Origin of the sequence: Streptomyces griseoluteus, assembly GCF_004784465.1 — a bacterium.
Lineage (GTDB): Bacteria > Actinomycetota > Actinomycetes > Streptomycetales > Streptomycetaceae > Streptomyces > Streptomyces griseoluteus.
Genome location: NZ_SRRU01000005.1, coordinates 170244 through 184329, shown reverse-complemented (window position 1 = coordinate 184329; position 14086 = coordinate 170244). Strand labels below are relative to the sequence as shown.

Annotated in this window: 12 protein-coding genes; 5 read left to right on the top strand and 7 right to left on the bottom strand. The window is 72.6% G+C overall.

Translation table 11 applies throughout. From position 1 onward, the window contains the following. Positions 1-63 precede the first annotated feature (63 nt). The 4 genes from E5082_RS15495 to E5082_RS15480 form a co-directional block, all read right to left on the bottom strand. Positions 64-564 carry a tetratricopeptide repeat protein gene (locus tag E5082_RS15495; RefSeq protein WP_135791833.1) on the bottom strand — a complete coding sequence of 167 codons (501 nt, stop codon included), beginning with the start codon at positions 562-564 and terminating at the stop codon, positions 64-66. A gap of 18 nt (positions 565-582) precedes the next feature. Beyond that, entirely contained in the window at positions 583-1197 is a 615-nt protein-coding gene (locus E5082_RS15490) for a class F sortase (RefSeq protein ID WP_135791832.1), read from the bottom strand. Between the two features lie 76 nt (positions 1198-1273). After that, positions 1274-2302: a hypothetical protein gene (locus tag E5082_RS15485; RefSeq protein WP_135791831.1), complete on the bottom strand. Its 1029-nt coding sequence runs from the start codon at positions 2300-2302 to the stop codon at positions 1274-1276. A gap of 205 nt (positions 2303-2507) precedes the next feature. Beyond that, positions 2508-3005 (bottom strand): GNAT family N-acetyltransferase, encoded by a 498-nt coding sequence (locus tag E5082_RS15480; RefSeq protein WP_135791830.1) that lies wholly within the window; start codon positions 3003-3005, stop codon positions 2508-2510. Positions 3006-3073: 68 nt separating this feature from the next. Here E5082_RS15480 and E5082_RS15475 point away from each other — a divergent pair, with 68 nt between their 5' ends. Then, positions 3074-3877 (top strand): exodeoxyribonuclease III, encoded by an 804-nt coding sequence (locus E5082_RS15475; RefSeq protein WP_167514063.1) that lies wholly within the window; start codon positions 3074-3076, stop codon positions 3875-3877. 107 nt (positions 3878-3984) lie between these two features. Here E5082_RS15475 and E5082_RS15470 read toward each other — a convergent pair whose 3' ends face one another. Next, a complete protein-coding gene (locus tag E5082_RS15470) occupies positions 3985-4605 on the bottom strand; it encodes a MerR family transcriptional regulator (protein ID WP_135792120.1) in 621 nt (206 codons plus the stop codon). A gap of 184 nt (positions 4606-4789) precedes the next feature. Here E5082_RS15470 and E5082_RS15465 point away from each other — a divergent pair, with 184 nt between their 5' ends. The 4 genes from E5082_RS15465 to E5082_RS15450 all read left to right on the top strand — a co-directional run bounded on the left by E5082_RS15465 (position 4790) and on the right by E5082_RS15450 (position 8419). After that, complete coding sequence (locus tag E5082_RS15465) at positions 4790-6310, top strand: flavin-containing monooxygenase (RefSeq protein ID WP_135791828.1); 1521 nt, start codon at positions 4790-4792, stop codon at positions 6308-6310. Beyond that, positions 6307-7194, top strand: a complete 888-nt coding sequence (locus E5082_RS15460; RefSeq protein ID WP_135791827.1) for an alpha/beta fold hydrolase — start codon at positions 6307-6309, stop codon at positions 7192-7194. The genes E5082_RS15465 and E5082_RS15460 overlap by 4 nt, the downstream gene beginning before the upstream one ends. Further along, a complete protein-coding gene (locus E5082_RS15455) occupies positions 7191-8075 on the top strand; it encodes an SDR family oxidoreductase (RefSeq protein ID WP_135791826.1) in 885 nt (294 codons plus the stop codon). The genes E5082_RS15460 and E5082_RS15455 overlap by 4 nt, the downstream gene beginning before the upstream one ends. 86 nt (positions 8076-8161) lie before the next feature. After that, the gene (locus E5082_RS15450; protein ID WP_135791825.1) at positions 8162-8419 is read left to right on the top strand and encodes a hypothetical protein; all 258 of its coding nucleotides are present in this window, start codon (positions 8162-8164) and stop codon (positions 8417-8419) included. 68 nt (positions 8420-8487) lie between these two features. On the opposite strand, the gene helR is transcribed toward E5082_RS15450, so the two are convergent. Beyond that, positions 8488-10659: an RNA polymerase recycling motor ATPase HelR gene (helR, locus tag E5082_RS15445; RefSeq protein WP_135792119.1), complete on the bottom strand. Its 2172-nt coding sequence runs from the start codon at positions 10657-10659 to the stop codon at positions 8488-8490. Between the two features lie 134 nt (positions 10660-10793). Continuing rightward, positions 10794-14066 carry a S41 family peptidase gene (locus E5082_RS15440; RefSeq protein ID WP_135791824.1) on the bottom strand — a complete coding sequence of 1091 codons (3273 nt, stop codon included), beginning with the start codon at positions 14064-14066 and terminating at the stop codon, positions 10794-10796. Between the last annotated feature and the right edge of the window lie 20 nt (positions 14067-14086).

The window sequence follows — 14086 nt, the reverse complement described above, 5'->3', positions numbered from 1 at the left end:
CACGAGACCCCGTCCGATCTTCTGATCGGACGGGGTCTCGTCGTTTCCGGGTTCTCCCGCCCGTCAGGCCGGGTCGGTCAACGCGTCCGCGTACCGGGCGACGGAGATCCGGTAGGCCGGCAGGTGGGGTGCGAGGGCGCCCAGGGCGAGGGCGGCGGCCTCGCGTTCGCGGCCGAGGTCGATGAGGGTCAGGGCGAGGAACGCGGTGAGCGCGTCGTCCAGGTGGTCCGAGGCGTGGGCGCGCTCCGCGAGCAACAGGTCGGCGGCCGCCTCCGGCCGGCCGAGGGTGCGCAGGGTGCTGGCCAGCTGGATGACGGCCTGGCGCCGGCGGTCCTCGGGCAGGCCGGTGTCCAGGGCCCGGCGGTAGAGGGGGACGGCGTCCTCGCCGAGGTCGGTGGCGTCGTAGGCGGAGGCGAGTTCGAAGGCGGCCACGGGGTGGCCGGTGGGCAGCTCGCCGGTCAACGCGGCCATCCGGGAGCGGAATTGGGCCGCCTCCGTCTGCTCGAAGGCGTCCCACAGGGCCGCGCACCGCTGTTCCCACTCCGGTGTGGTGTTCGGGGTCATCGGGTCAGCCTCGCACTGTCAGCCCTTGGCGGGCACCAGGTCGCCGTAGATGATGATGTTGTCCGGGCGGTGGCCGTTCTCGATGGCTCCGCCGCAGGTGATCAGGCGGAGTTCGGGGCGGGTCGTGTCGCCGTAGACCTTGTCGGTGGGGAAGGCGTCCTTGTCGACCTGCTCGACCGTGCGGACGGAGAAGACGGCGGAGGAGCCGTCGGCGCGGACGACCGTGATCCGGGCACCCTGCTTGATCCTCCCGACGTTCCGCAGCACGGCCGGGCCCTTCACGGTGTCGTAGTGGCCGATCAGGACGGCGGGGCCGGTCTCGCCGGGCGTGACGCCCTTGGAGTACCAGCCGATCCGGCTCGCCTGTGCCACGGAGGGCACCTCCACCGTGCCGTCGGCTGCGAGGCCCAGCTTCAGGACCGGGCCGGTGTCGACGCCCGCCGAGGGGATCGTGACCCGGACCGGGAGCGAACGGGCCATCGGCGCCGCCGGCTTGGCGGGCGCGGCGGCCGGGGTGGAGACGGGGCTGGGCGGGGGCGGGACCGCGTGCCCGGTGCTCTCCTGCGTGCCGCAGGCGGCCAGGGCGAGGCCGAGCGCGAGGGTGAGCGTGGCGGTCATGGCACGGCGCTGCATGAGGCTGACTCCAGACGGAACGACGGGTGCGGGCCTCCGCTCAGGACGGCGGGCCCGCACCCGGGGGAACGGCGTTTCAGATCCGGCCGGCGACCGAGGTGCCGCGACGACGCAGGACGACGAAGCCGATGCCCGCGGCGCCGGTGGCGGCGGCCCCGCCGACCGCCATCAGCACGGGGGCGTTGCCCGTCCCGGTGCTCTCGTAACCGGCCGCGACGCTGCCCTTGGGCACGACGGTCGTCTGGTTGGCCGAGGTGGTACCGGTGGCGCTGCCGCCGGCGGAGCCCGTGGAGGTGGTCGGGTAGAGGAAGCTGCAGCCGCTCGGGAGCCTGGGGAAGTCCTGGACGGTCGCCGGGTGGCCGCCGCCCTCCATGTTGGTGCGCAGGCGGGGGTGGGTGCTGTTCGGGTCGAGGATCTCGGCCTGGAAGCCCGCGCTCGCCGGGAGCTTCGGGTGCAGGCGGTCCAGGCTGTACGGCAGCAGCCTGGTCTCACCGGCGCCCTGGAACTGCACCGACGGACCCGTGGGGCTGATGGTCACCAGCGCCTCGGTGCCGGCGCCGATGCTCCGCGTCACGGTGACGACGCAGCGGACCGGGACGACGGGGCCCTGACCGCCGTTGCCGACGTACTCATCGGCGGAGGTCATGGTGCCGTCCGCGCGCAGGGTCACCTTGATGCCGTTGAAGACCTTCATCTGCTGGGCGCCGAAGCTGCCCCCGGCACGCAGCTCGCCGAGGGTCCTGCCCCTGAAGACGACGGTGGCCGAGTAGTAGCCGCCCTGGTCGGTGTGCTTGTAGACCTTGGCCGTCAGGTCGCCCTTCAGCGCGACGGTCTTCGTCAGGACCGGGCCCTGCTGCCCGTTCGGGCCCTCGGACGCGGTGGGGGCCGCCGTGGTGGCGGGCGTGCTGGGCTTGGTGGTAGCGGTCGGCGTGCCGACCTGCGTGCCCGGCGTGCCGCTCGGGGCCGGGGTGGCGGCCCGCGGGCTCGCCGTCGTGCCGTCGGCGGCGAACGCGGCACCGGCCGGCAGCAGGACGGTGGCGGTGAGGGAGGCGGCGACGAAACCGGCGCGGAGGGCGGAGTTGCGTCGGAAACCGAGCGAAGACATGAAGGACTCCAGAAGGTACGAAAGGACCCGGATGATGAGGAGGGGGAGTCGCATCCGCTTGCACTGTCAGGTGGGGCCGAAAGGCGCGGCAGCTACTGAGCTGATCGTATGTTCCGACTTTCGGTGGAGTGATCGCCGTCACGTCACAGGCGCGTCACAGGGGGAAGCAGTGGCCTGTGCTGCGGCAACAGGCCACTGAGCCGGGTCAGTCGGTGCCGCCCGGCGCCCCGAGCGGCTTCGCGTAGCAAAGGCTGTTCTCGTGGTGGCGGTAGTAGCCGAACTTGGTGCACGGGGTGTAGCCGCTGGAGGTGTAGAGGGCGATGGCCTCGGGCTGTTCGGTGCCGGTTTCCAGGACCATGCGGGTGCGGCCGGCCTCGCGGGCGTCCGCCTCCAGTTCGGCGAGGATGCGGCGGGCCAGGCCGTGGCCGCGCATCTGCTCGATGACGAACATGCGCTTCAACTCCGCGTCGCCGTCCTGGTTGCCCTCCCCGTTCAGGTCCTGGCGGCGCCAGCCGCCGGTGGCGACCGGGCGGTCCTCGGCGTCGTACGCGATCAGGTACACGCCTCTGGGCGGGTCGAAGTCGGCCGGATCGAGCGACGTGGCGTCGCCGCCGTCGCCGTAGCGCACGTGGTACTCGGCCTGGACCTCGTCATTGAGCTTCACGGCGTCGGGGTGGTCGAAGCGAACGCGGCGGATAATCATGCTGGGCATCGTACTTCTATGCGGCGAATGGGCGTCGGTCTTTATTAGTGTGCCGGTATCGTGCCCTGGTGCTGACTGTGACCTCGGTGAATGTGAACGGACTGCGGGCCGCCGCCAAGAAGGGCTTCGTGGAGTGGCTGGAGCAGACTGCCGCGGACGTGGTCTGCCTGCAGGAGGTGCGCGCCGAGCCGCAGCAACTCCCGGAGCACGTACGGCAGCCCGACGGCTGGCATGTGGTGCACGCGCCCGCCGCCGCCAAGGGCCGCGCGGGCGTCTCCCTCTACACGCGCCGTGAGCCGGACCGCGTCCGGGTCGGCTTCGGCTCGGCGGAGTTCGACGGCTCCGGCCGCTATGTCGAGGCCGACCTCCCCGGTGTGACCGTCGCCTCGCTGTACCTGCCCTCCGGCGAGGTCGGCACCGAGCGGCAGGACGAGAAGGTCCGCTTCATGGGCGAGTTCTCCGCCCACCTCAAGGAGCTGCGCGAGCGGGCCGCAGCCGACGGCCGCGAGGTCCTGGTCTGCGGCGACTGGAACATCGCCCACCAGCAGGCCGACCTCAAGAACTGGCGTGGCAATGTCAGGAACTCCGGCTTCCTGCCCGAGGAGCGGGAGTGGCTGAGCCGGGTGCTCGGCCCCGGGGACGGCGGGTACGTGGACGTCGTCCGCGCCCTGCACCCCGGGACCGAGGGCCCCTACAGCTGGTGGTCCTACCGGGGCCGCGCCTTCGACAACGACTCCGGCTGGCGCATCGACTACCACATGGCCACCCCCGGCCTCGCCGCGAAGGCGGTCAAGGGCTGGGTCGAGCGCGCCGCCACCCACGCCGAGCGCTGGTCCGACCACGCGCCGGTCACCGTGGTGTACGAGCGCTAGGCCCTGTCCGGCGGATCAGGGGGCGGGGAAGCAGTGGTGCCGATCGTCACGGATGGGCGTGCCAGAACCCGCGTTCGCGCCATGATCCGCCGGACAGGCCCTGGGCCCTAGTCCTGCTTGCTCAGTCGCCGGTCCATGGCCAGCGACAGCTCCGCCTCCACCACGCTGCGGGCCAGCGGGCGCAGGCGTTGCAGGGAGTCCTCCGGGGCGTGGCGGCCGATCACGTCGGCGAAGAGGGCCGCGAGGGCGTCGGCGTGCTCGCGGACCCGGGCCGCGGCCGTCAGGACCTCGGCCAGCGGGATGCCCTCGCGTACCAGTGCCGAGGAGACGTCCAGCAGGCGTCGGCTGATGTGCACGATCTCGTCGCCGTCGGTGCCGACGTAGCCGAGGGTCATCGCGGCCGCCAGGTTCTCCGGGGTGACCTCGCCCTCGAAGCGGGCCGCCAGCTCCTCCGGGGTCAGCCGGACCGGCTCCTCCTCGGTGGGCGGGGCGACGCCCAGCAGGTCGGCCACGTCCCGGCCGTTGTCCAGCGCCTCGGCCAGTTCGGCTATGCCGTTCAGTGTGTGCCCGCGCTCCAGCAGCGCCGCGATGGTGCGCAGCCGGGCCAGGTGATGGTCGTCGTACCAGGCGATACGGCCCTCGCGGCGGGGCGGCGGGATCAGTCTGCGCTCGCGGTAGAAGCGCAGGGTGCGCACGGTGATCCCGGCGATGCGCGCCAGCTCCTCCATGCGGTACTCGCGCCCGCCGGCCTGCCCGCCGCTGTGTCCGCCGTCTTCTGCCACGTCCGCAGCCTATGGCGTACCGGCGGTAACTTTCCTTTCCGCGACCCCTACCGCTCAGTACGGAGCTGCTCTACAGTCCCATTGCGCCAGTGTTCACTGGCAGAGTCCGAGGATGCGTGGAGGCGTCGGGATGGCCGAGCACGAGCATGTACGGGTGGCGGTGATCGGGTCCGGGTTCGGCGGGCTGGGGGCCGCCGTGCGGCTGCGCCGGGAGGGGATCACCGACTTCGTCGTCCTGGAGCGGGCCGGCAGCGTCGGCGGGACCTGGCGGGACAACAGCTATCCGGGCTGTGCCTGCGACGTGCCGTCGCACCTGTACTCCTTCTCCTTCGCCCCCAATCCCGACTGGCCGCGCACCTTCTCGGGGCAGGAGCACATCCGGGCCTACCTGGAGCGCGTCGCCGACGACTTCGGGCTGCGCCCGCATCTGCGCTTCGACTCCGAGGTCAAGCTGATGACCTGGGACGAGGACGAGCTGCGCTGGCACATCGAGACCGCGAGCGGCTCGCTCACCGCCGACGTGGTGGTCTCCGCCACCGGCCCGCTGTCCGACCCGAAGATCCCCGACATCCCGGGGCTGGACTCGTTCCCCGGCCGGGTGTTCCACTCCGCCCGCTGGGACCACGACTTCGACCTGCGCGGCAAGCGCGTCGCCATGGTCGGCACCGGCGCCTCCGCGATCCAGATCGTCCCCTCGATCCAGCCCGAGGTCGGGAGGCTCACCGTCTTCCAGCGCACCCCGCCCTGGGTGATGCCCCGCATGGACCGGGCCATCGGCACCGCCGAGCGCAAGCTGCACCAGGCGCTGCCCTTCACCGCCCGGCTGCGGCGCGGGCTGCTCTGGGGGATCCGTGAACTCCAGGTGCAGGCGTTCACCAAGCACCCGGACGAACTCGGCCTGGTCGAGCAGCTCGCCAGGCGCAACATGACCCGCGCCATCAAGGACCCGGCCCTGCGCGCCAAGCTCACCCCCGACTACCGCATCGGCTGCAAGCGCATCCTGCTGTCCAGCACGTACTACCCGGCGCTCGCCCAGCCCAACGTGGACGTGGTGGCGAGCGGGGTCACCGAGATCCGGGGCTCGACCGTGGTCGCCGCCGACGGCACCGAGGCCGAGGTCGACGCGATCGTCTTCGGCACCGGCTTCCACGTCACCGACATGCCCATCGCCGAGCGCGTGGTCGGTGTCGGGGGCGTCACGCTCGCCGAGGCGTGGAAGGGCGGCATGGAGGCGCTGCGCGGCGGCTCGGCGGCCGGGTTCCCGAACTGGCTGAGCGTGATCGGGCCCAACACAGGCCTGGGCAACTCCTCGATGATCCTGATGATCGAGTCCCAGCTCAACTACCTGGCCGACTACATGCGCCAGCTCGACACCCTCGGCGGCCGCACCGCGCTGGACGCCCGCCCGGCCGCCGTCGACCGCTGGAACCGCCGGGTGCAGGAGCGGATGAAGCGCACCGTCTGGAACACCGGCGGCTGCACGAGCTGGTACCTGGACGCGGGCGGCCGCAACACCACCGTGTGGCCCGGCACCACCAGCGAGTTCCGCCAGGCCACCCGCCGCGTGGACCTCACCGAGTACGAGGTGCTGCGCAAGCCCGCGCCCGAGACCACGAAGCCGACCGCCGTCCCGAGCGAGGCAACCGCATGAGCCGCGTCCTGGAGGTCACCTCCACCAACGGCGCCCGCCTGCACGTGGAGGTGCACGGACCCGAGGGCGCGCCCCCGGTCGTCCTCTCCCACGGCTGGTCCTGCTCCACCGCCTTCTGGGCCGCGCAGACCGAGGAGCTGGCCCGAGACCACCGGGTCATCACCTACGACCAGCGCGGCCACGGCCTGAGCCCGTACAGCCCGGTGTGCTCCACCGACGCGCTCGCGGACGACCTGGAAGCGGTGCTCGCGGCCACCCTCGCGCCCGGTGAACGCGCCCTGATCGTCGGCCACTCCATGGGCGGCATGACGATCATGTCCGCCTCGGGCCGCCCGCGCTTCCGGGAGCACGCGGCCGCCGTGCTGCTGTGCAGCACCGGCAGCGGACGGCTCACCGCCGAGGCGCGCGTGGTGCCGCTGCGCGCCGGACGCGTCCGCACCTGGCTCACCGGGCGCATCCTCGGCTCGTCCCTGCCGCTCGGCCCGGTCACGCCCCTGGCCAGGAAGATCCTCAAGTACGCGACCATGGGCCCCGGTTCGGCCCCGCACCTGGTCGACACCTGCGCCCGGATCGTGCACGCCTGCCCGCGCACCGCCCGGCAGGCCTGGGGTGCGGTGCTGGACCGGCTCGATCTCGACCACGGAGTACGGCAGTTGACCGTGCCCACCGCCGTGCTGCACGGCACCGCCGACCGGCTCACCCCCTCGTCGCACGCCCGCGCGCTCGTCGCCGAGCTGCCCGACTGCGCCGGATTCATCGAGCTGTTCGGCATCGGGCACATGACCCCGGTGGAGGCACCGGAAGCGGTGACCGGCCGGATACGGGAACTCGTCACCATGTACGTCACGGGGAACATCCCCGTCACCTTGGAGGAGGGCGCATGAGCAAGGTCGGTCTCGAAGGACAGGTGGCCGTCGTCACCGGTGCGGCACGCGGCGTCGGCGAGCTGCTGGCCCGCAAACTCTCCGCGCGCGGCGCCAAGGTGGCCCTCGTCGGCCTGGAGGAGGACGAGCTGAAGGCCGTCTCCGAGCGGCTGTACGGCGAGAGCGCCCACTGGTACGCCGATGTCACCGACCACGAGGCGATGAGCCGGGTGGCCGCCGAGGTGAAGGAGCGGTTCGGCAAGGTCGACATCGTGGTGGCCAACGCCGGTGTGGCGACCGGCGGTCCGTTGGCCGACTCCGATCCGGTGGCCTGGCGGCGGGTGATCGAGGTCAACCTCATCGGCTCGGCCGTCACCGCCCGCGCCTTCCTGCCGGTGCTCACCGAGAGCCGCGGCTACCTGCTCCAGATCGCCTCCCTCGCCGCGATGACCCCGGCGCCGATGATGACGGCGTACTGCGCCTCCAAGTCGGGCGTGGAGGCGTACGCGCACAGCCTGCGCGGCGAAGTCGGCTACCTGGGCGTGCGGGTGGGCGTCGCCTACCTGTCCTGGACCGACACCGACATGGTGCGCGGCGCCGACCAGGACGACGTGATGCGGGAGTTGAGGCAGCGGCTGCCCTGGCCGTCGAACAAGACCTACCCGCTCGGCCCGGCCGTCGACCGGCTGGTGGACGGCATCGAGCGCCGGTCGCCCCACGTGTACGGACAGTGGTGGCTGCGCGGGATGCAGGGCATCCGCGGCTACCTCCCGGCACTCATCGGCACCGTCGGCCAGCGGGAGATGCGCAGGTACGCGGACCGGCTGACCGGGATGCGGTCGGGGCTTGTGGGCGCGGGCGGCGCGGCCGACGAGGCGGCCCGCGCTACGCAGCGTAACTGATCGACATGCGCAGGGTGTTCGCCCGTGTGAATCTGGTCGAGGCTCCACCGGGGCCGAAACCGTTCTCACCAGGAGTGTGAACCCACATGGGTATGAAGGACCAGTTCCAGGAGAAGTCCCGCAAGATGCAGGACCAGGCCAAGGAGAAGGCCGGCCAGGCCAAGGAGAAGGCGGGCCAGGCGCGCGAGAAGGCCGGCCAGCGCGGCCCGCAGGGGCGTGACCAGCAGGAGCGCACCCACCAGCCCCAGCGTGACCGCGCCGAGGGCGGCATGCGGGACCGTGACCGCGCCCAGGGCGGCATGCGGGACATGGAGGACCGCTTCGACCCGGACCACACCGCCTGACGCGGCAGATCCGGCGAAAGCCACGGCGGGGCGCCCGGCACGTCCGGGCGCCCCGCCCCGGCGCGTGACTAGGTACCGCTCAGCACGACCAGCCGCTGGGTGGCGCGGGTCATCGCCACATAGCGGTCCACCGCGCCCTCGATGCCCTCGCCGAAGGCGTCCGGCTCCACCAGTACGACCAGGTCGAACTCCAGCCCCTTCGCCAGCTCGGGGGTGAGCGACCGGACGCGGGGGCGCTCCCTGAACGCCGGATCGCCGATGACGCAGGCGGTGCCTTCCGCGTTCTCGGCCAGCCAGTCGTGCAGCACCGCGTCAAGGCCGGACACCGAGCCGTAGGTGACCGGGATGCCGGCCGCGCGTACCGAGGTGGGCACGTTGGCGTCCGGGATGGCGGCCCGGATCACCGGCTCGGCCTCCGTCATCACCTCTTCGGGGGTGCGGTAGTTGATGCTCAGCGAGGCCACCTCCACCCGGCCGAGGCCGGCCCGCGCGAGCCGCTCCCGCCACGACTCGGTGAAGCCGTGCCGGGCCTGGGCGCGGTCGCCCACGATGGTGAAGCTCCGGGACGGGCAGCGCAGGAGCAGCATCTGCCACTCGGCGTCGGTCAGCTCCTGGGCCTCGTCCACCACGATGTGCGCGAACGGCCCGGCCAGCGCGTCCGCCTCGATGGCGGGCAGCGCGCCCTCGTCGACCAGGCTGTCCTTGAGGTCCTGCCCGTGCAGCATCGTCACCGCGCCCTCGCCGTCCGGGTCGGCCGCGATCACGCTGTCGATGACGGCGGCCATCCGCTCCCGCTCGACGGCGACCGTGGCGGCCTGGCGGCGCTTCTTCCGCGAGGTCTCCGGGTCCCCCAGCCGCTGCCGGGCCGCGTCCAGCAATGGCAGGTCGGACACCGTCCACGCCTGCGGGTCGGCGCGGCGCAACAGGCGTACCTCGTCGGGGGTGAGCCAGGGGGCGCACATCCGCAGGTACGCCGGGACGGTCCACAGGTCACCGACCAGGTCGGCCGCCTCCAGCAGGGGCCAGGCGCGGCGGAGGGTGTCGGTCAGCTCGCCGTCGGAGGCGAGGGCGCGACGGAACAGCTGCTGCGGAACGTCCTTGTCGAGCTGGTCGTGGAGGATCGTGACGAGCGCCTCCCAGATCAGGTCGCGGGCCTCGTTGTGCGGGACGCCCGTCTCCGCCGCCTCGAACGCCTCGGCCCAGTCGGCCGCGGTCAGGTGCAGCTCGGCCCAGGGGGTGCTGACGGTCAGCGGATCGGTGGGCGGGGTCTCGTAGAAGCGCACCGCCTTCTCGATGCCCTTCACCAGGTCCGCGGAGGACTTCAGCCGGGCCACCTCCGGGTCCGCCTCGACGCCCGCCGTGGCGCCCTCGGCGACCAGGTCCCGCACGGTGCAGGTCTGCACCCCCTCCTCGCCCAGGCTCGGCAGCACGTCGGCGACGTAGTTCAGGTAGGGCTGGTGCGGGCCGACGAACAGCACGCCGCCCCGTCGGTGTCCGAGACGCGGGTCGGAGTGGAGCAGGTAGGCGGAGCGGTGCAGGGCGACGACGGTCTTGCCGGTGCCGGGGCCGCCGTCCACCACGAGGGCGCCGCGCGAGGAGGCGCGGATGATGGCGTCCTGGTCGGCCTGGATGGTGGCGAGCACGTCCCGCATCCGCTCCGAGCGGTTGGTGCCGAGGGTGGCGATGAACGCGGACTGGTCGTCCAGCGCCGCGTGGTGCTCCAGACCTTCGGCGGTGAACACCTCGTCCCAGTAGTCGCTGATCCGGCCCCGCGTCCAGCGGTAGCGGCGGCGGCGGAGAAGGCCCATCGGGTGGGCGTGGGTCGCGGCGAAGAACGGTTCGGCGGCGGGGGAGCGCCAGTCGATCAGCAGCCGGCGGCCGGTGCTGTCGGTGAGGCCGAGCCGGCCGATGTAGACCGGCTCGGGGTCGCCGTCGTGCACGATGTGGCCCAGGCAGAGGTCGAGGCCGAAGCGGCGCAGGGCGCGCAGCCGGGCCGTCAGCCGGTGGATCTCCAGGTCCCGCTCCAGCACCTCCCGGCCCACCCCGCCGGGCGCCCGGCGCAGGGCGTCCAGGCTCGCGGACAGCTCGGCGACGGTCTGCTCCAGGCTCGCGGCGATGTCCGCGAAGTGCCGCTCGTCGGCGGCGATCAGTGCCGGGTCGGCCTTGGCGGCGAGCCGGTCGGGGAGGTCGAACGCGCGGGACTCCGGCGCGGGTTCACGCTCGGACAGCAGCGCACACATGTAGTGGATCACTCATTTCCGCAGGTTCTGGGCTCGGCGAGCGATTCTGCGGCATGAGGGGGGCCTTGCCGCAAGGCCCCCCTTGCGCTATACGTTGTTGGTGGCGGGAGGTCCCGCCCTCTTTTTTTGCCCCCTCACCCCTCTTCGCGCGGTGGCAGCTTCGGCCGTGAGCGGTCCGGTACGTCGCTGTAGTCGGGTGGCACCGCGGCCGGGGTCGTCTCCAGCATGTCCAGCGCCAGCCCCACCGCGTCGTCGAGCTGCGCGTAGCGGCCCTCGGCCCAGTCCAGCGGGGTGCGCAGCGCCTCCAGGTCGGGGGTGACGCCCCGGTTCTCCACGGACCAGCCGTACTCCTCGAACCAGGCCGCGTTCATCGGCACCGTGATCACCGTGCCGTCACCCAGCCGGTGCCTGCCGGTCATGCCGACCACGCCGCCCCAGGTGCGCTGCCCGACCACCGGGCCGAGCCCCAGCAGCTTGATCGCGGCGGTGATCATGTCGCCGTCGGAGGACGTCGCCTCGTCCGCCAACGCCACCACCGGCCCGCGCGGCGCGTTGGAGGCGTACGACACCGGCTGGGCGTTACGGGTGAGGTCCCAGCCGAGGATTTTCCGGGTCAGCTTCTCCATCACCAGCTCGCTGATGTTCCCGCCCGCGTTGCCGCGCACGTCCACGATCAGCGCGGGCCGGGAGACCTCCAGGCGCAGATCCCGGTTGAACTGGGCCCAGCCGGAGCCGCCCATGTCGGGGATGTGCAGATAGCCGCACTTGCCGCCGCTCAACTCCCGTACCACCTCGCGGCGTTTGGCCACCCAGTCCTGGTAGCGCAGCGACCGGTCGTCGATCAGCGGGACCACGGCCACCCGGCGGGCGGGGCCCGGCTCGCCCGGCGGCGGGGTGAAGGTGAGGTCGACGGTGGTGCCGCCGGAGCCCGCGAGCAGCGGGTAGGGCCCGGTCACCGGGTCCACCGGGCGCCCGTTGACATGGGTCAGCACCGAGCCCGCGCGGATGCCGGTGCCGGCCAGCGGAGAGCGGGCGCGGGAGTCGGAGGAGTCGCCGTCGAGGATGCGGGCGACCATCCAGGCGCCGTTCCGGCAGACGAAGTTGGCGCCGAGGAGGCCCTGCCGGCGCTGGTAGTGCGGCGGGCCCTCGTTGCGCCGGGCCGGGGTGACGTAGGCGTGCGACGTGCCCAGTTCGCCGAGGACCTCGCGCATCAGGTCGGCGAACTCGTCGGGGGAGGCGACCCGTTCGACCAGCGGGCGGTACTGATCCAGGATCGCCGTCCAGTCGATCCCGCACATGCCGGGGTCCCAGAAGTAGTCCCGGGTGATCCGGCCGCCCTCGGCGTAGGCGCCGCGCCACTCGGCGGCGGGGTCCACCTCGTGCAGGATGCGCCGCAGGTCTATCCACACCGTGGTGTCGCTGTCGCCGGGCTCGGTGGCGGGCACCGCGCGCAGGTCGCCCTCGTCCACCACGACCAGCCGGGTGCCGTCGCCGCTCACCTCGAACCAGTCCAGGTGGGCGACCAGTTCGGACTTCTTCGCCTTGCTGAGGTTGAAGTGTTCCAGCGTGGGCCGCCCGCTGATGTCGGCGGGGTTGACGAAGGTCTCGCCCAGCGCGCCGGAGATCGGCCAGCGCAGCCAGACCAGCCCGCCGCCCGCGACCGGGCGCAGCGCCGAGTACTTGGAGGACATCACCGGGAACGGCGTGACCCGGTTCTCCAGCCCCTCCACCTCCACGGTCACCGTGCCGCCCTCGCCGGACCCGTTCTCCAGCGGATCGAGCCCGCCCGCCGCCGGACGGCCCTCGGGGTTGAGCGCGAACGGGGAGGGCGTGGCCGAGTTCAGCGGGACCAGGTAGGGGCGGCAGCCGAGCGGGAAGGACAGGTCGCCGGTGTGCACGTCGTACACCGGGTCGAAGCCGCGCCAGGAGAGGAAGGCGAGGTAGCGGCCGTCGCTGGTGAAGGCCGGGTTCTCGTCCTCGAACCGGCCGTTGGTGACGTCCACGATCAGGCGGTCCTTGATCCGGGCGAGCTTGATCTGGCGCAGGGAGCGGCCGATGCCGGGGTGGGACCAGGTGAGCCAGGCGCCGTCGGGGGAGAAGGCGAGGTCGCGGACGGGGCCGTTGTCGGAGCGGATCAGCTCGGTGACGGTGCCGGGTTCCCGCCCCTCGGTGCTCTCGGCGTCCTCCGCCACGTCGATCAGCAGCAGCCTGCCGTCGTGCGAGGCGACCGCAAGCCGTTCGCCCTCCGGGTCGGAGACCAGCTCCAGCACCCGGCCGAGCCGGCCCTCGCCGAGCAGCCGGGGCTCGCGGCCGCCGGTGGCGCGGGGGAGCTGGGCGACGGCCACCGCGTCCTCGCCCTCGGCGTCGGTGACGTAGGCGAGCTGGCCGGTCGAGCCCAGCATCTCCGGCAGCCGGACCCGGACGCCGGGTGTGTCGGCGATGGTGCGGGCCGGGCCGTCGCGGTGGGTGAGCCAGTACAGGCTGCCCCGGACGGTGACCGCGCTGGCCCGGCCGGTCTCGTCCACCGAGAGGCCGTCCACGTTGTGCGCGGCGGGCACCTGGTAGGGACGGCGGCCGGGAGCGGGGCCGCCCAGGTCGATGTCCAGCTTGCGCGGGGTGCCGGTGGGGGAGAGGTCTTCCACGATCCAGAGGTCACCGGCGCACTGGTAGACCACTCGCTCGCCGTCGGTCGCGGCGTGCCGGGCGTAGAAGGCGTCGTGGTCGGTGTGACGGCGCAGGTCGGTGCCGTCCGGGGCGACGGAGTACAGGTTGCCGATGCCCTCGTGGTCGGAGAGGAAGACGATGCGGCCGGCGACGAACATCGGGGAGGAGAGCTGGCCGTCGATGTCCTCCAGCAGCCGTCGCCCCTGGAGCCACAGTCGTCCCGTCGCGCCGCCGCGGTACCGCTTCCAGGACGCCGGTTCGTGCGGGGGCGTGCCGGTGAGGAGGAGGGTCTGGTGCTCGCCCGCGGTGTCCGCGACCTGGATGTCACCGACCGGGCCCCAGGGCAGCCGCCCGCCGGGACTGCCGTCGGTGCCGACCTTGTGGGCCCAGGTGAAGTAGGAGAAGGGCTGGCCGTGCGAGGCGACGGCCAGGATGTCGCTCCTGCCGTGCTGGTCGGGGGGCGTCCAGCCGCACACCTGGGTGTCGGCGCTGCCCCAGTACGTCAACTGCCGCGCCGGGCCGCCGGCCACGTCCACCAGGTGGATCTCGGGCACCAGGCTGCGCCAGCTCGTGAAGGCGATCTGCTTGCCGTCGGGCGAGAAGCGGGGGTGTCCGGCCTTGGTGCGGTCCGCGGTGAGCCGCCAGGGGCGGCCCGGTTCGTCGAGCGGCGCCAGCCAGAGGTCGTCCTCGGCCACGAAGCACAGCAGATCGTCACTGATGTGGGGAAGCCGCAGATAGCTCACTCATCCATGCTTTTCCGGCG

Bases quoted from the DNA above. Each gene is read 5' to 3' on its own strand.
- E5082_RS15495 (WP_135791833.1), bottom strand. From the start codon at position 564: ATGACCCCGAACACCACACCGGAGTGGGAACAGCGGTGCGCGGCCCTG.
- E5082_RS15490 (WP_135791832.1), bottom strand. From the start codon at position 1,197: ATGCAGCGCCGTGCCATGACCGCCACGCTCACCCTCGCGCTCGGCCTC.
- E5082_RS15485 (WP_135791831.1), bottom strand. From the start codon at position 2,302: ATGTCTTCGCTCGGTTTCCGACGCAACTCCGCCCTCCGCGCCGGTTTC.
- E5082_RS15480 (WP_135791830.1), bottom strand. From the start codon at position 3,005: ATGATTATCCGCCGCGTTCGCTTCGACCACCCCGACGCCGTGAAGCTC.
- E5082_RS15470 (WP_135792120.1), bottom strand. From the start codon at position 4,605: ATGGAGGAGCTGGCGCGCATCGCCGGGATCACCGTGCGCACCCTGCGC.
- E5082_RS15465 (WP_135791828.1), top strand. From the start codon at position 4,790: ATGGCCGAGCACGAGCATGTACGGGTGGCGGTGATCGGGTCCGGGTTC.
- E5082_RS15460 (WP_135791827.1), top strand. From the start codon at position 6,307: ATGAGCCGCGTCCTGGAGGTCACCTCCACCAACGGCGCCCGCCTGCAC.
- E5082_RS15455 (WP_135791826.1), top strand. From the start codon at position 7,191: ATGAGCAAGGTCGGTCTCGAAGGACAGGTGGCCGTCGTCACCGGTGCG.
- E5082_RS15450 (WP_135791825.1), top strand. From the start codon at position 8,162: ATGGGTATGAAGGACCAGTTCCAGGAGAAGTCCCGCAAGATGCAGGAC.
- helR (WP_135792119.1), bottom strand. From the start codon at position 10,659: ATGTGTGCGCTGCTGTCCGAGCGTGAACCCGCGCCGGAGTCCCGCGCG.